Raw genomic sequence first — 16,354 nt, 5'->3', positions numbered from 1 at the left:
ATAAAACCCCAGATAAGGCCCGTGGTGGAGCCAGAGCTGGCGATTATCGCAGTTGTACCGGCCAGCGACCAGCCCCCAGAGGCCGCTATTGCTGGCGGGAGTGAGAATGACTTTGACAAGCCAGTGCCCATTTAGCACAATCAAACGCCACTTTTTTCCGCGGGACAATAATTTATGACAACTGAATCCCCAAGCTACTCCACCATCGAGCAAGCCTTCTCCCTCGGGAACGGGCAAGATTCTGCCCTCAACTGGTTGCGCAAGAACCGCAGTCAGGTCGCTATTTTTCTGGTGAGCGGCATCAAGCTGGAAGGCACCATCAGCGGGTTCGACCAGTACAGCGTGCTGCTGACCGATGCTCATGGCAACCAGCAGCTGGTCTACAAGGCCAAGATCTCCACCATCGCCATGCACACCGGCCGTCCGCAGGTGAATATCCAGCGTGCTCGCAAGCCGCGTGTCTCCATGGCGCCGCGCCCCCACGGTGCGCCGGGTCGTTATGACGACAATCAGGGCGGCGGCAACAACGAGTAATCGTCTGCCCCGCACTCCCCGTTGGCGCGCTCTGCGTCAGCGGCTGACGGAACCCGCTCTCATTTTCATTCATGTCCCGTATGAGAGCCGGTTCCGGTTATCGCCCCTTGCAGGGCGATATTTTTTCCACACTACGCTGTTATGCCGACCGGTTGACCCTCTTTGACCATGCAGGTCTGCATACCCGCCGCCTCTCCGGCCTGTACCCCGATACCGGTATCTTCAAACACCAGACAGCCTGATGGCTCGACCCCCAGCTTGCTGGCGACCAGCAGGAAGGTGTCCGGATTGGGCTTGTGCAGCTCCACATCGTCTGCGGTGACCACCACGGAGAAGTAGCGATCCAGCCCGGTGTTGCGCAGCACCGCCTCGGCATTTATGCGCGGCGAGCCGGTGCCGATCCCCATCGGGATGACGCCGTGATAGCGCTCGACCAGCGCCAGCATGGCCGGGAACACCGTCGCCTTGTGCAGGTTGGCCACATAGTGGGCGGTCTTGCAGCGAGTCACCTCGAGCGGATCGAGGGGGAGCTGCTGCTCTTCGGCGACCAGTAGCGCGATCTTGCGGCTCGGCATGCCACCCAGTTGATAGAACCAGTCGGCATCGAAGCGAAAGCCAAACTCACGAGCGGTGTGCTCCCAGGCGGCGAGGTGCAGCGGCATGGAGTCGACCAGGGTGCCATCAAGGTCAAAGACCAGGCCTTGGAATCCGGAAAGGGTCATGGTGCGGGGTCTGTCTCTGAAAAAAGGGAGCCCATTCTAGCCAGTGGCTCCCCGGCTCGCCATCACCTAGCTGGTGAGAAACGCTTGCCCCCACATTTGTGCCTGAAAATAGACGGGAGTGAGCCTGGCTGGATCGAGCTGATATTTGGGGGCAAGCTGCTCCAGCAGCGCCCAGTTGCCCTGTTCATAGGTGCTGACCAACTGGAACAGGTGAAACAGCGGCCCTTCGTGCAGTTCGATGGCGCGCTGCACGCTCTTGGGCAGGTGGGCCATCAGCGGTTCCGATAGTATGGAGCCATCTAGCACCAGTCCGACCAGAAACGCCCAGCTCGCCTCTGCTTTACCGAGGGCGGTGAGGGCAATCAGCTCGCAGAAGCGCGCGCGGGCGATGGCCATGCGGGTGCAGGCCTCCGGCATGTGCTGGCTCACCCGGGCCAGACCGTTGATCAGCACGAACTTGCGGATCTCCTGCTCCCCCAGATAGGAGAGGGCGCGGGGTACCGAGGTGATGGGGGCGGCATGATCGAAGCCGGGGGCGTTGACGTAGGTGAGCAGCAGGCCGGGCAGCCAGGCATCCTGCTCCAGCAGGCGGGCTACCTGGGCGAAGGAGAACTCTTCGTGGCAGATGAGCTGGAGGATCTGCTGTACCAGCGCCATATCGGGCTGGTTGGCCCGCTGATTGACCAGCTCGGGACGGGCGAGAAAGCCGCCGGCAAAGAAGTCGACCCCGGCCTCCCGCAGCGGGAGAAAATCCGCCCAGGTTTCGATGTTCAGCGCCATCCGCTTGTGCTCGGTGGGCTGGCAGATCCCCTCTTCTCCCATCCAGTACACCAGCAGGCGGCTGGCGCCGAGCCAGCGTGGATCCCGGTTGGCGCCATGCACCGCCAGTCTGCGCCGGCTGTCGCGCCACTGCTCCAGCACCGGGAACGAGTTGGGCTGGCGTTCATTGGAGGCTTCAACCAGCGGGATCGTGTCCTGATCCAGCAGCATGGGACGCTGTTCATCGAGCTGTTCGTGGGTGAAGGGCACCAGATATTGACGCCCCTGCGCCAGCAGGCGGCAATGTTGCGCCAGTGAAGGCCATTCGGCCGGTGAGCTGAGCTGATAGTCGATGCCGTAGGCCACCAGAGCCAGGCGACGATTGAAGATGGGGTAGCGACGCAACAGCATGGGATCACCGATAGGCCAGAGTGCGCGCCCTCCCTTGTGACTTGGCGTGGTAGAGCGCCTGGTCAGCCTGTTCGGTCAGGGTCTGCCATGCTCCGTCCAGGGAGGGAACCAGATAGCTAAAGCCTATGCTAACCGTAATGAAATCAGCAACCCGCGAGGCGGGATGGGGCATTTTTAAGCGGGCAAGACCATCGTGGATCCGCCCGGCCAGCTGTTCGGCCTCACCGGGTTGGGGGGCGCAGAGCAGAATGACGAACTCTTCCCCGCCGTAACGGGCGACCAGATTGGTGCAGCGCCGCTCTGCATCCCGCAGCACATGGGCCACCTGTTGCAGGCAGAGATCCCCCTTGGCATGGCCGAAGTGGTCGTTGTAGGCCTTGAACTCGTCGACGTCGATCATCAATACCGCCAGCAGGTTCTGGGTGCGTCGTGCCCACTCCCACTCCCGCTGCATGGTGATGTCCCACTGGCGCCGGTTGGCGATGCCGGTGAGGGGATCTTCCAGCGACAGCAGGGAGAGGCGGTGATTGGCCTCCTCCAGCGCACGGTTGGTCTCGGCCAGTTGCATGGTGCGCTCGGCGACCCGGGCCTCCAGCTGGCGGTTGAGGGTTTCCAGCTGCTCCTGGGTGCGCTGGCGGATCAGCAGTTGCGACAGGATGGCGGCGTACTGTTTGAAGATCTCGCTCTGATAGGCTTTGAGCGGACGGTGCCAGAGCAGGTTGTCGGCGGCGATCCAGCCGATGGGGGTGGTGCCATCCCATAGCGATACCATGGCGTTCCAGCCACGGCCCACCTGCTGCTTCTCGTAGTAGAGGGGAGTATCTTCCATCACCAGTACGTAGTCCTTGCGCCTGAGCGCCTCTTGCACCGTGGGGTGATCCGGAATGGGGCTGATGAAGTTGTGTTCATCCATCAGCTCGCCTTCTTCGCTGGTGCCCCAAGTGCCGCGCATGGTCTTGCCATCGGGTTCGATCAGGAAGATGGCAACCCGATCGAACTGCAGCTCCTTGCGGGCCAGCAGCACGGCATCCCGCAGCAGATCGTTCTCGCTGCGACTGCGGGAGAGGGTAACGCTGACCATGTGCAGCGCCTGCAACATGGTGAGGAAGGAGCCCTGCAGTGCCTGACTCTGTACCAGATCGGTCTGGGTATGGAGCCGCTGGTCCCGCTCCTGATTGACCTGGCTGGAGAGCAGGTGATTGCTGAGCTCGGCAGTCAGATAGTGGATAAGGAGCTGGATGCCCTGACGCTGGTGGGAGGAGAGGCGATCGATGCGGCGGCGGGTCTCCAGATAGATGACCCCTTCCAGTTTCATGTGACGTTTGAGAGGGAAACAGGCGCGTAACTGTGGCTGGGCGGGCTCCACATTTTCGCCGGGATCCGGCGGTGGTGGGAGCTGCTCGATCACCAGTTGTCCCTTCTCCATCGCCTTGTCGATCAGGTGGTGGGGCAGGGTCAGTTGACCGAGATGGGCGAGATCAAGCGTGGTCAGCCCGTGATCGAGCTGAAAGCTGTAGAGCTGCGGTTCGGGGGCTTTTAGCCAGAGGTAGAGGCGTTCGGCATCGGTCTTTTCACGGATGGTGGCGAGGCTCACTTCGCATAACTGAGCGAAGTTGGTGAAGTGTTCCGGGTCCCATTCCTGCATACCAATATCCCTTGGATTGTACCCAAGCGAGTATAGACATATTTCTCCTTGATTAATATGTCAGAAAGGAGAGGCAGCGCACATAACGGTTGCTTTCAGCCATTCTGGTGGAGACATTCACTGTGTTCTCTGCCAATCGTGGCTAGAACTGTGTGCCATAACGGTATATATGGCAGCTTGTAAGGCGGGGTGTTGGGTAAAAAAGAGCCCGCACGATGGCGGGCTCTCGGGCAGATCAGATGATTCTGCGCGGCTTATTCTGCCTTGGGGGCAGCCTCAGCGGGCGTTTCACTGCTATCGGTTGGCGCACTCTCGGCCGCCGGGGCTTCCGGTGCCGGACCCGGTACCAGATCTACCGCCGGTTTGGCGATGAGAGAGCGGGTCTCTTCTACCGCTTCGGTCAGCTTCACCTCGATGATCTGGCCGAGCTCGTAGACCACCTCGGTCTTGTCCAGATAGACGCGGCCGTTGTCCCAGTTGCACTCCAGCCGATCCTTGTTGTCGAGAATATGGCGGGCAGGCAGGAAGACCACAGCGCCGTTCTCCTGCAGACGGAGCTTGAGGCCGGCACGCATCACGTCGATGATCTCGGCGTTGAACACCTGATCGGTGCCAGCGGCGGCTTTCAGGTAACGGACATAGAGCCAGTCGCCGATGTCGCGCTCCACCATGCGGTGCAGACGGCGGCAGGCGGTCAGATGCTCGGTGAGCTCGGTGCTCGGGCGCTCACCCGGGGTCTTGCCGGCGATAACCGCTTTGAGCAGACGATGGTTGACCATATCGCCGTATTTACGGATCGGGGAGGTCCAGGTGGCGTAGGCATCCAGACCCAGACCGTAATGGGCGCCCGGTTCGGAGGACATCAGCGCATAGCTCTGGAAGCGGCGGATCTTGCCGTCCAGCCAGCGGGTGTCGAGGTTGTCGATCCAGCGGCGCAGGGCGCAGAAGCCGGAGAGGCTGGCGATCTCATCGCGCTCGAACGGGGCTTCGGCACTCTTCAGCAGGTCGATGGCGCCGTCGAGGGACTCTTCGTCAAAGCCGGTGTGAACGTTGAAGATGCCGTAACCGACGCTCTTGCCCAGCACGCGACCGGCGCAGATGTTGGCAGCGATCATCGACTCTTCCACCATGCGGTTGGCGATGCGGCGCGGCTCGACGTGGATGGCCAGCACTTCGCCATTCTCGCCCAGCTCGAAGTCGTAGTCGGGACGATCCGGGAATACCAGCGCATGCTCGGTGCGCCACGCGATGCGTGCTTCGGTCATCGCCTTCATCAGCGGCAGCTGGGCCAGTACGCCTGCGTCGATAGACAGCTCTTTGCCATGCTCGGCCCAGTCGGAGACGTCGTCATAGTTGAGACGGGCGTGGGAGCAGATGCGGGCGGCGAAGAACTCGGTCTCCTCCAGCAGCAGACCATCTTCGGCGATGAGCAGACGGGCGCACAGAGTGTTGCGCTCCTCACCCTCTTTCAGGGAGCAAAGCTCGTCGGAGAGGGTGCGCGGGATCATCGGCACGTTGCGGCCCGGCATGTAGACGGTAAAGGCGCGCTGGGCGGCCTCTTTGTCCAGCTCGCTCCCTTCGGCCACATAGGCGGTCGGGTCGGCGATGGCGACCAGCAGCTCCCAGCCGTTATCCAGCTTGGTGATGGCCAGCGCATCGTCCATATCCTTGGTCTTGGCACCGTCGATGGTGAAGAAGGGCACCTTGGTCAGGTCACGACGGGGCAGTTCTTCCTCTTCGATCACCTTCCACTCCGGCAAATCAGCCGGCTCGACCTGGGCCAGATTGTGGCGCGCCAGCACCACCCACCAGGGCACATTGTGATCTTCCTGGGCGGCGATCTTCTGGATGATCTCGGCAGAGAAGTTGCCGTCGACCAGCGCATGGCGCTTGAGGGTAGCCACCACCCAGTCACCTTCCTTGAACTCTTTTTCGTCCAGACCCTTCTTGACGCGGGCCTTGATGGCATCCTTGATCAGCGGATGGTCGGCAACCACGTTGAGGCGGTCACGGAACATCTTGACCCGGGCCACGAAGCGGGTGACGGACTGCTCCAGCAGGGTATCCGGCTCGGCCACTTCCTTCTCTTTTTCGGTACGGATCAGGGCGGTCACCCGGTCACCGTGCATCACCTTCTTCATGTAGGGAGGCGGCACGAAATAGCTGGTCTTCTCATCGACTTCCAGAAAGCCGAAGCCCCGGTCCGAGGCGCGGATCACACCCTCTTTCTTCGGGATGTTTTCGCGGATTTGTTGCTTGAGCTGGGCCAGCAGCGGATTGTCTTGGAACATAAGTGAGGAACCTGAAGTGAAAACCTGGGTGGAGACCTGATGAAGGATCGCCCAGCACTATACGTTTTTAGCCCTGCAAAGCCAAGGTGAATGGCCTGCTCAGCGTGGTTTCAACTGCGATCTGGCATGGTCGATAAGGCGTTGGGATAGCTGCTTGTGAACCCCTTTTTCCAGTACCCAGCGGTGCCAGTAGAGGCGTTCCGTCAGGACGTGGTCGGGACTGAGGTTGAGTAGTGACCCGCCAGCCAGCTGGCCTCTTATCTGCAATTCGGGAATGAGACAGTAGGCCAGCCCCTGTTCGGCCATGGCGACGAAGGCCTCTGACGAGTGGACCGTATGGCAGGGATAACCGCCCGGCTCCAGCCCGAAGTGCTCCCTCATAAAGCTCACATGCATGTCATCGCGCTGATCGAACGCCACCGCCGGTGCCTTGGCCAGCGCCTCACGAGTCAGGCCGCGAGGGAAGTGGCGAGCTACGAAGGTGGGGCTGGCGGTAAGCAGATAGTTCATCTCACCGAGCTCGTCGACGCAGCAACCCGCCAGCGGCTGGGGATGCAGGCTGACCGCACCAAAGGCCTGACCCTCGCGGACCTTGTCGAGGGTGCGGCTCTCGTCATCGACCAGCAGGTTGAGCTCGATGGGGTGCTGTCTCAACAAGGGGGCAATGGCGGGCAGAAACCAGGTGGCCAGGCTGTCGGCGTTCACAGCGATACTGATCCTGATTGGCCCCTGCGGTTGGTTGGGGGTCAGCTCCCCCGCCAGTTCGAGCTCGAGCTGATGTACCTGCCGATAATGGGCCAGCAGCTTCTGGCCGAGTGGCGTGGCCAGCAGCGGTTGGCTGCGAATGAGCAGCGGCTCGGCAAATTGCTGCTCCAGCTGCTTGATCCGCTGGGAGATGGCCGACTGGGTGATATGGAGCGACTTGGCCGCCCGATCGAAGTTCTGCTCCTGCAGTACCGCATCCAGTGCCCGCAGCAGTTTGTAGTCCAGCTCTTTCATCTTCTCCCCCTTCCGTTGCCCAAGGGCTGACTCTACGTTACTCGGCAGGGGACAACAATGGGCGGTGGAAGGGGCGTTGCGCTGTGATTTTTGACAGTAGTGGTCAGGCCATTGAGGGAGGATACTCTCTGGTGCCGCATGGGGTAGCCCTGCGCAGATCGTAGCGACATCTTTATCCCGGGTCTGTTTTCCCGGGATTTTTTATGAGTGAACTGCCAACACCGGTGACGGTTGCTGCAGTGGATAATGGCTGGTTTGATAATGGCCCAGCAGAGGTTGGGAGACCGCCTGCGCGAAGCGCTCATCCAGATGGAAGCGGATGCCAACGCCCCTTACCGCACCCAGATCGACCGCCTGCCGATGACCGAGCCGCTCGATGGGCAGGCCAAGTCGGCGGAAGATGCGCTCCACCGGCAGGCTGACGACGGCGACCAGCTCCCGGATCCCGTGGGCATGGGCGAAGGCATAGACCTCGCGGAAGATGACGCAAGTGAGTTCGCTGACGCCATTGCTCATGCGCGGTGCGCGCTGGGCATCGATAGCCAGACGGGTGAGTTCCCAGACATCTGGGGTGCGTGGCGCGCTTTCACCGGCAAGGGCGGTGGGGAAGATGGTGGGCAGCATATAGGCATCGGCACAGTTGAGCAGACGAATACAGCCACACAGCCCTTGTTCGTCCTCGATCAGAACCCAATGGGTGTCTGGCGTGTCGAAGCTGTCACGCTCCAGGCCCCGATGAGACTCGACATCCCAGCCTAGCCGGTCGGAAAAGACGCGATTTCGAAAGCGATAGAGTTCATTCTCCACCTCGTTTCGTGGATGTTCTCTCAATTTTCCTTTAAAAACCAACATTATGGACCCTCTATCTTGCTATTCGCCGTTATAATCACATGTCTGGCCAAGGGGGCTTTCATATGAACAGAGACCAACTGCTTGAGTACCTCGAACATTTCACTTCGGTGACGGACGGCAATCGTCTGGCCGAACTGATCGGTCGCTTTACGCTCGGGATGGGCTATGACTACTATCGCTTCGCCCTGATCCTGCCGATGTCGATGCAAAGGCCCAAGGTGGTGCTGTTCAACCAGTGCCCCGATTCCTGGGTGCAGGCCTATACCGAAAACAACATGCTGGCGTGCGATCCGGTGATCCGGCTGGCACGCAAGCAGACGCTGCCCATTTACTGGAACCGCCTCGATGAGCGGGCCAGTTTTTTGCAGGAGGGAACCATGGACGTGATGGGGTTGGCAGCCGAGTTCGGGTTGCGTAACGGCATCTCCTTCCCTCTGCACGGTGCTGCCGGGGAGAACGGTATTCTCTCCTTCATCACCTCCGAGCGGGCCTCGAGCGACCTGCTGCTGGAGTCCTCGCCGATCCTCTCCTGGATGTCCAATTACATCTTCGAGGCGGCCATTCGGGTGGTGCGTTTCAGCATGATGGATAGTGCGGGTAAAGACCCCTTGACCGAGCGCGAGACCGAGTGCCTGTTCTGGGCCAGCGAAGGGAAGACCTCTAGCGAGATCGCCTGCATCCTCGGGATCACGGAGCGCACGGTCAATTACCATCTCAATCAGGTCACCCGCAAAACCGGCTCAATGAACCGCTATCAGGCCATTGCCAAAGGGGTTAGTACGGGGCTGTTGCTGCCCAATCTGGAGCAAGTTGTGGTGACCAACTTCCCCAGATTGCTGCAGTAGGCTGAGCCCACAGGCGCAACAGATTCCCTGCCGCACTCTGAGGGTCACAATTGTCAGATCCGGTAATTGACAAGGGCTGGAACAGCGGCTGGGTATGCCGGTTTTTATTAGCAAAATGAATCAATCAGTAAATCAATGAATTTCTAAGAGGGAACTACCATCGCTATAGTGCCGCTCATTCATCATTTCGAACGGTACTCTCCATGATGCTCGCAACGACACTGCAAGGCTTCACCATCGGTCTGGCCATGATCATCCCCATCGGCGCCCAGAATGCCTTTGTGCTGAGTCGGGGCATCCATCGCAATCACCATCTGCTGACGGCCACGCTCTGCAGCCTCTGCGATCTCACCCTGATTGCTATCGGCGTATTTGGCGGAGCCAATGTGCTGGCCACCAGCCCCCTCGGCATGGCACTGCTCACCTGGGGAGGCGTGCTGTTTCTCGGCTGGTTTGGTGGCCGTTCCCTGCTCAGTGCCTGGCGTGGCAAAGGGGAGGGGCTTGCCGAGACTGCTCAGCAGATGGGGGCCAAAAGCGTGCTGGCGATGACGCTGGGTGTTACGCTGCTCAATCCTCACGTCTATCTCGATACTTTGATGCTGCTCGGCTCCCTTGGCAGTCAGGTGAGCGAGTCCCTGCGTCCGGCTTTTGCTGCGGGGGCCATGCTGGCCTCGTTGGTGTGGTTCTACTCGCTGGCGCTGGGTGCAGCGGCACTGGCGCCCTGGCTGGCCCGCAGCCGGGTGCAGCAGGGGATCGACCTGCTGGTTGGCATCATCATGCTGAGCCTGGCTGTTCAACTGGCCATAGGACGTTGAGGAAGTTAAGGCGGCAGGAATGAACGATCGGTAGCAAAAGGATGCCACTCATATGAGTGGCATCTTTGCTATTGAAAGGGTTCAGACCCTGAACTGGGAGAGCAGGCGCTGCTGCAGCAGGCTGGCCTGATGGAGCGAGGAGGCGAGTTGCAGACACTCCTGCGCCTCCTGTTCGCCGGTTCTGGCTTGCAGACTGATGCCGGAGACCTTGTCAGAGGAGTGGCTCAGGGTGTGTGACAGTTGCCCGGTAGCCACGGCCACCTGCTGCACCATGTCGGCCAGCTGGTCGATGGCGCCTTCCACCTTGAACAGGATCTGCTTGGTGTTCTCGGAGTCCTGCATGCCGGACTCCACCGTCTTGAGGTTGCGCTGCATCATCAGGTAGGCGGTCTCGGTCTGCTGCTGGATGCTGCTGATCACCTGGCTAATTTCGGCGCTCGATGTTGCGGTGCGATTGGCCAGGGTGCGCACCTCGTCCGCAACCACCGCAAAGCCACGCCCCATCTCCCCCGCGCGAGCCGCTTCGATGGCCGCATTGAGGGCCAGCAGGTTGGTCTGTTCCGAGATACCGCTGATGGTGGAAATAATCTGGCCAATCTGACCTGCCTGCTCCTTGAGGGAGTTGATGGCGATGGCACACTCGCTCACCTCTTGTACCACCCGTTGCATGCCCGCGCTGGCGGAGGCGACATACTGGCTGCTCTCGGTGGTCAGCTGGCGCACCTCGTTGGCATTGTGGGCCGCCATGCTGCAGTTGTCCGAGATACCGGTGGCGACTTGCACCATCTGTTCACTGTCGTGGTGCAGGGCCAGCGCATGTTCGGCGGTCTGGCGGCTGCTCTGGCTGATTGCCTCCACCCGGTTGACCGAGGTGTGAACGTGCTCGCTGATGTGTTGGTTGTTGTCCATGGTGGAGCTGATCATCTTCTGCAGTTTCTCGATGAAACGATCCACGCTGTTTGCCAGCGAGCCTATCTCGTCATCACGTTGCAGGTTGATGCGGGCGTTGAGGTCTCCCTCGCCGGCGGCGATATCCTGCATTCGTTTGTCCACTTGCAGCAGCGGGGTCACCAGCTTGCGGGTCAGCCAGAAGCCGCAGAGGGTGACCATGATCAGGCTCAGCAACAGGCCACCCAGCAGCAGGGTTCGGATCTGGCTGATGATGCCGTTGAGCTGGGCCACCTGATCCTCGACGGTGGCATCGCCGCTCTCCTCGATGGCAACCAGCTGTTGTCGCAGCTCATCGGCACTGACCTCATAGGCGGACTGCTGGGCCTGATAGCTGCCGAGCGCATCGACCCACTGTCCCATCAGTTGCTGATGCCGGGCCAACAGGGCGCGATACTCTGCCGACAGTGTCTTGCCGGCAAATTCGCCGGTTCCCTCGATATCGAACAGCCCGGTGCCGAGCATGCTGTCGATCGCTTCGTGGTAGAAATCGGTCGCCTCTTTCAGCTCGGCCTTGATCGCCTCTGTGACTCCTTGTCTGCGCATCTTTTCCAGCGCATAGAGCTGGCGCAAAAAGCCTATGTTGGATTCCATCCCCCCGTCGGCCGCTTCCCAGCGAGTGGAGAGGCCGCTGTTCCAGCTGATGGTCTGGTCGGGGGATTGGGTCAGCGCCTCGACCGCGCCGTCGCCGATCACCTCCAGCTGGGTCGAGAGGCGGGCCATCAGATCGGCGTTGTGATGCAGGGCCTGATCCACCTCGGTATAGGCGTGATAGAGCGCCAGCAGCTTCTCTTGTTGCTGTTGATAGTCCTGCTTGTGCTGTTCCATGGTGGCAAGGGCCGCACCATCAATGAGCTGCCCCTGGCTGACCCGGGCCAGCGCATCATCGGTCGCCGCCTTGGCAGCATCGAGTTCGGCGCGATTGAGTGGGGTTCCGTTTTGCATCTTCTGAATCTGTAGCTGTTGGTTGCCCAGCTCTATGGAGCCCTCCATGGCACCGTCGGCGGTCTGCCAGGCGGCGCCCAGCACATAGGAGAGCAGATTGGCTAGCCGCTGGCTGCCATACCAGCCAACGACCCCCATGCCCAGCGTACAGCCGAGCAATATGGCAAGACCCAGATTGGAGGTGGTAACAATTTTCATGTGATGGCCTTCCTTGGTATCGACATTGGCACCAGTTTCGGTTCCGAACGGGTTTAGTGTAGTGGTTTATCCCCCGCTCGGGGACCGGTGCGGCGCTGAAACATCCCGTGCACTGGTTGCACCCGATCAAGCATGGTGGAAAATTGGATAAAAAGCCTCTCTGACTACGCGGGTGTTGCAGCCCTATGCTGGATACTTATCCAGTTATTCTTTATGCTATGAGCCAATTTACGAATAGTTGTATTGGTGAGGAGAGAGCCGTGATTGGTCGCTTGAGAGGCATTGTCATTGAAAAGCAGCCCCCCGAGGTCCTGCTGGAAGTGGGCGGGGTTGGCTATGAGGTACAGATGCCGATGAGCTGCTTCTATGATTTGCCGGAGATCGGCAAGGAAGCGACCATCCATACTCACTTCGTGGTGCGGGAAGATGCCCAGTTGCTCTATGGTTTCAACCACAAACAGGAGCGGGCACTGTTCCGCGAGCTGATCAAAACCAACGGAGTCGGCCCCAAGCTGGCGCTGGCTATTCTTTCCGGCATGACAGCTACCCAATTCGTGCTGAGTGTCGAACGTGAAGAGATAAGCTCTTTGGTCAAACTGCCGGGAGTCGGCAAGAAGACCGCCGAGCGGCTGGTGGTGGAGATGAAGGATCGCCTCAAGGGCTGGGTCAGTCACGACCTCTTCTCCCCGGCCATGGTCACCTTGCCAGCCAGTGAGCCCGAATTGCGGGCCCCTGATGTGACCGAAGAGGCGGCCAGTGCGCTGGTGGCCCTCGGTTACAAGCCGCAGCAGGCGAGTCAGATTGTCAGCAAGATCGCCAAAGAGGGGATGTCGGTGGAAGATATCATCCGTGAATCCCTGCGTAGCCTGGTATGAGGTAGTTGATGATTGAAGCAGACCGCCTCATCTCGGCCAGTGCCGCCCGTGAGGATGACATTATTGACCGGGCTATCCGCCCCAAGAAGCTGGCTGACTACACCGGTCAGGATACCGTCTGCGAACAGATGGAGATCTTTATCGAAGCGGCCCGCCAGCGGGGTGAAGCGCTCGATCACCTGTTGATCTTCGGCCCGCCGGGTCTGGGCAAGACTACCCTCGCCAACATCGTCGCCAACGAGATGGAGGTCAATATCAAGACCACCTCCGGCCCGGTGCTGGAGAAAGCGGGGGATCTGGCGGCGCTGCTCACCAACCTCGAACCGAACGATGTGCTGTTCATCGACGAGATCCATCGCCTCAGCCCGGTGGTGGAGGAGGTGCTCTATCCGGCGATGGAGGATTACCAGCTCGACATTATGATCGGGGAGGGGCCAGCGGCTCGTTCCATCAAGCTGGATCTGCCTCCCTTCACCCTGATTGGCGCCACCACCCGGGCTGGTTCACTCACCAGCCCGCTGCGGGATCGCTTCGGTATCGTCCAGCGGCTGGAGTTCTACAACGTCAAGGACCTGACCGATATCGTCTCCCGCAGTGCCCGTTGTCTGGGGCTAGACATGACGGAAGATGGTGCCATTGAGGTCGCCCGTCGCTCTCGCGGCACGCCGCGGATTGCTAACCGTTTGTTAAGGCGGGTGCGCGACTTTGCCCAGGTGAAATCCGATGGCCGGATCGACGGCCCCATTGCTGCCCGCGCCATGGACATGCTGGATGTCGATAATGAAGGCTTCGACTTCATGGACCGCAAGTTATTGTTGGCTGTGATAGACAAGTTTATGGGGGGCCCGGTGGGTCTCGATAATCTGGCCGCCGCGATCGGGGAAGAGAAAGATACTATCGAAGATGTGCTGGAGCCTTATCTGATCCAGCAAGGGTATCTGCAACGTACACCCAGAGGACGGATTGCGACCACACGAGCCTACGCTCATTTCGGTCTTCAGCGACCAGATGAGAAGTAAAAACAGTCGTTTGAACATGAAACCGCCGTCAAAGGCGGTTTTTTATTATCCGGGCAAAAAAAAGCCCACGGCGGATGCGGTGGGCAAAGACAATTCAGGATGGATGTTCACAGACAGTGAGTGCGTCTGGACACAGACCGGAAAATAAACAGGTGAGCCGTCGCGAGCTCTCAGAGTCGGTTCAGTTGATAGAGCTGAACAAAGGAAAGCTTGTAGTAACGGATGGTTTTAGCAACAAACTTTTTCATCTTCGATTCCAATAGACAGGTTCAAATTGATCGTCGAATACGTACCGTGAACCCGGATTAACCGGCCTGTATCCAAGGGTATGCCCTCACTGCGAGGCGCATTGTAGGAGTTCGAATCGACCCCGGCAAACAAGAAAAATTGCACTCTTCAAATTAGTTTATCTAATGTATTTATTGATGAAATTGGTTCGCATGAGTATGCATTCTTTGCAATTTTAAATTGAGTTTTCGAATCAGATTGCCTGACTCGGATAACATGGAAAAAGGCGCGTCATTCACGCTTTTCAAATTAAACCGAGCGGCGGGATGTTAAATTCTTAAATTGATTTAAATCAATGTTTTACGCTTTGTCGTGTTTTGTGATCTGGCTCGCGTCAATAATCGTGAAATAGATTAAAAATGCCTTTCAAAGCCATGTATGGCGGGTCCTTTTACATTGATTTCAATCAAATAAAGGTGATATAAAAACCCGGTCATCATGGGCGAGAATAAATTTAGGCTGATTGTTTTGGAATTGTTAAACATTAGCTTTATTTGTGTTCTCGTATTGCCTTGTTGTTAATGCCAGTGGTTACTGAACGCGTTTTGTTGTGACACGTCCCAATAAGGCTCATTCGATAACCTCCAACGGAAGCTTTGTGCTTAAAACTTAAAATAGCCGTGCCAATAATCGGTGAGGAAACATCATGATTGCTGAGCATGTGGTAGACCTATCGCGGTTCCAGTTCGCTGCGACGGCCCTTTATCACTTTTTGTTTGTACCCCTGACGCTGGGAATGGCCTTTCTCCTGGCGATCATGGAATCCGTCTATGTGATGACCAACAACACCATCTACCGGGACATGACCAAATTCTGGGGTAAGTTGTTTGGTATCAACTTTGCCTTGGGGGTCACCACAGGTCTGGCCATGGAGTTCCAGTTCGGGACTAACTGGGCTTACTACTCCCATTATGTCGGCGATATCTTCGGGGCCCCGCTGGCTATCGAAGGGCTGATGGCCTTCTTCCTGGAGTCCACCTTCGTCGGTATGTTCTTCTTTGGTTGGGATCGTCTGAGCAAGCATCAGCATCTGGCTGCCACCTGGTTGATGGCGCTGGGTACCAACCTCTCCGCCCTCTGGATCCTGGTCGCCAACGGCTGGATGCAGAACCCGGTCGGTGCCGAGTTCAACTTCGAATCCATGCGAATGGAGATGATGAGCTTCGCTGACGTGGTGCTCAACCCGGTTGCTCAGGTCAAGTTCGTCCACACTGTGGCGGCTGGCTATACCTGTGGCGCCATGTTTGTGCTGGGTATCTCCTCCTACTACCTGCTGAAGAATCGTGATGTGGCGTTTGCCCGTCGCTCCTTCGCCATTGCCGCTGCGTTCGGTATGGCTTCCATCGTGTCCGTTCTGATCCTCGGTGATGAATCCGGTTACGAGACAGGTGAAGTGCAGAAGGTGAAACTGGCCGCTATCGAAGCTGAGTGGGAGATGAACCTGCTCCGGCTGCCTTTACCCTGTTCGGTATTCCGAATCAGGAAGAGATGCGCACCGACTACGCCATCAAGATCCCCTATGCGCTGGGCATTATCGCGACCCGTTCTCTGGATGGTCAGGTAACCGGTCTGAAGGATCTGAAAAGCGAGCACGAACTGCGCGTTCGTAACGGTATGACCGCTTACGACCTGCTGACCAAGCTGCAATCCGGTGACAAGTCTGACGAGACCCGCGCTCGCTTCGACGAAGTGAAACAGGATCTGGGCTACGGTCTGCTGCTCAAGCGCTACACCAGCAACGTGACCGATGCTACCGACGAGCAGATCAAGGCCGCCGTGGATGACTCCATCCCGCAGGTACTGCCGCTGTTCTTCGCCTTCCGCATCATGGTTGCCGTCGGCATGCTGATGCTGGTGCTGATTGGTATGGCCTTCTATGACAGTGCCCGTCACCAGATCGGCAAGCGCAAGTGGCTGCTCAAGGGTCTGCTGTGGGGTATCCCGCTGCCGTGGATCGCTATCGAAGCTGGCTGGTTTGTTGCTGAATATGGTCGCCAACCGTGGACCATTGCAGAGGTGTTGCCGACTTCCCTCTCTGCATCCAACTTGCCTGCAGCCGAGATCTGGTTCTCTCTGATCGGTATCTGCCTGTTCTATACCGTACTTCTGGTTATCGAGATGTACCTGATGTTCAAGTATGCCCGTCTTGGCCCCAGCAGCCTGAAGACTGGCAAGTATCACTTTGAACAGATCAAGGCATAAGGAGAG

Annotated in this window: 12 protein-coding genes and 1 pseudogene; 6 read left to right on the top strand and 7 right to left on the bottom strand. The window is 58.7% G+C overall.

The window, feature by feature from the left end; all coding sequences use genetic code 11:
- Nucleotides 1-174 precede the first annotated feature (174 nt).
- Entirely contained in the window at nucleotides 175-534 is a 360-nt protein-coding gene (hfq, locus tag ACTG2J_RS17840) for an RNA chaperone Hfq (RefSeq protein WP_005335772.1), read from the top strand.
- A 131-nt stretch (nucleotides 535-665) separates the two neighbouring features.
- On the opposite strand, the gene ACTG2J_RS17835 is transcribed toward hfq, so the two are convergent.
- The 6 genes from ACTG2J_RS17835 to ACTG2J_RS17810 all read right to left on the bottom strand — a co-directional run bounded on the left by ACTG2J_RS17835 (nucleotide 666) and on the right by ACTG2J_RS17810 (nucleotide 8,213).
- A complete protein-coding gene (locus ACTG2J_RS17835) occupies nucleotides 666-1,256 on the bottom strand; it encodes an HAD family hydrolase (protein WP_439997737.1) in 591 nt (196 codons plus the stop codon).
- Between the two features lie 66 nt (nucleotides 1,257-1,322).
- Nucleotides 1,323-2,426, bottom strand: coding sequence for an EAL and HDOD domain-containing protein (locus ACTG2J_RS17830; RefSeq protein WP_439997736.1), 1,104 nt, complete (start codon nucleotides 2,424-2,426; stop codon nucleotides 1,323-1,325).
- A 4-nt stretch (nucleotides 2,427-2,430) separates the two neighbouring features.
- Nucleotides 2,431-4,071, bottom strand: a complete 1,641-nt coding sequence (locus ACTG2J_RS17825; protein ID WP_139733554.1) for a sensor domain-containing diguanylate cyclase — start codon at nucleotides 4,069-4,071, stop codon at nucleotides 2,431-2,433.
- A 254-nt stretch (nucleotides 4,072-4,325) separates the two neighbouring features.
- The gene (locus ACTG2J_RS17820; RefSeq protein ID WP_429146848.1) at nucleotides 4,326-6,362 is read right to left on the bottom strand and encodes an exoribonuclease II; all 2,037 of its coding nucleotides are present in this window, start codon (nucleotides 6,360-6,362) and stop codon (nucleotides 4,326-4,328) included.
- Between the two features lie 99 nt (nucleotides 6,363-6,461).
- Entirely contained in the window at nucleotides 6,462-7,361 is a 900-nt protein-coding gene (locus ACTG2J_RS17815; RefSeq protein WP_439997735.1) for a LysR family transcriptional regulator ArgP, read from the bottom strand.
- 201 nt (nucleotides 7,362-7,562) lie between these two features.
- A complete protein-coding gene (locus ACTG2J_RS17810; protein ID WP_042081537.1) occupies nucleotides 7,563-8,213 on the bottom strand; it encodes an acyl-homoserine-lactone synthase in 651 nt (216 codons plus the stop codon).
- Nucleotides 8,214-8,275: 62 nt separating this feature from the next.
- Here ACTG2J_RS17810 and ACTG2J_RS17805 point away from each other — a divergent pair, with 62 nt between their 5' ends.
- Together ACTG2J_RS17805 and lysE are read left to right on the top strand one after the other, a co-directional pair.
- The gene (locus tag ACTG2J_RS17805; RefSeq protein ID WP_005335753.1) at nucleotides 8,276-9,058 is read left to right on the top strand and encodes a LuxR family transcriptional regulator; all 783 of its coding nucleotides are present in this window, start codon (nucleotides 8,276-8,278) and stop codon (nucleotides 9,056-9,058) included.
- A 206-nt stretch (nucleotides 9,059-9,264) separates the two neighbouring features.
- Nucleotides 9,265-9,873 (top strand): L-lysine exporter, encoded by a 609-nt coding sequence (gene lysE / locus ACTG2J_RS17800; RefSeq protein WP_201990068.1) that lies wholly within the window; start codon nucleotides 9,265-9,267, stop codon nucleotides 9,871-9,873.
- 81 nt (nucleotides 9,874-9,954) lie between these two features.
- Here the strand turns inward: lysE and ACTG2J_RS17795 are convergent, their stop codons facing one another.
- The gene (locus tag ACTG2J_RS17795) at nucleotides 9,955-11,964 is read right to left on the bottom strand and encodes a methyl-accepting chemotaxis protein (protein ID WP_201990062.1); all 2,010 of its coding nucleotides are present in this window, start codon (nucleotides 11,962-11,964) and stop codon (nucleotides 9,955-9,957) included.
- A gap of 260 nt (nucleotides 11,965-12,224) precedes the next feature.
- Here ACTG2J_RS17795 and ruvA point away from each other — a divergent pair, with 260 nt between their 5' ends.
- From ruvA to ACTG2J_RS17780, 3 genes and pseudogenes are all read left to right on the top strand, one after another.
- Entirely contained in the window at nucleotides 12,225-12,839 is a 615-nt protein-coding gene (gene ruvA / locus ACTG2J_RS17790) for a Holliday junction branch migration protein RuvA (RefSeq protein ID WP_005335746.1), read from the top strand.
- 8 nt (nucleotides 12,840-12,847) lie between these two features.
- Nucleotides 12,848-13,858, top strand: coding sequence for a Holliday junction branch migration DNA helicase RuvB (gene ruvB, locus ACTG2J_RS17785; protein ID WP_201990063.1), 1,011 nt, complete (start codon nucleotides 12,848-12,850; stop codon nucleotides 13,856-13,858).
- A gap of 934 nt (nucleotides 13,859-14,792) precedes the next feature.
- Nucleotides 14,793-16,348: pseudogene (locus ACTG2J_RS17780) on the top strand (cytochrome ubiquinol oxidase subunit I).
- The last annotated feature ends 6 nt before the right edge of the window (nucleotides 16,349-16,354 follow it).

It is taken from the genome of Aeromonas sp. 6P, from assembly GCF_051919525.1.
Lineage (GTDB): Bacteria > Pseudomonadota > Gammaproteobacteria > Enterobacterales > Aeromonadaceae > Aeromonas > Aeromonas veronii.
This window is presented reverse-complemented; position numbering and strand designations above follow the sequence as displayed.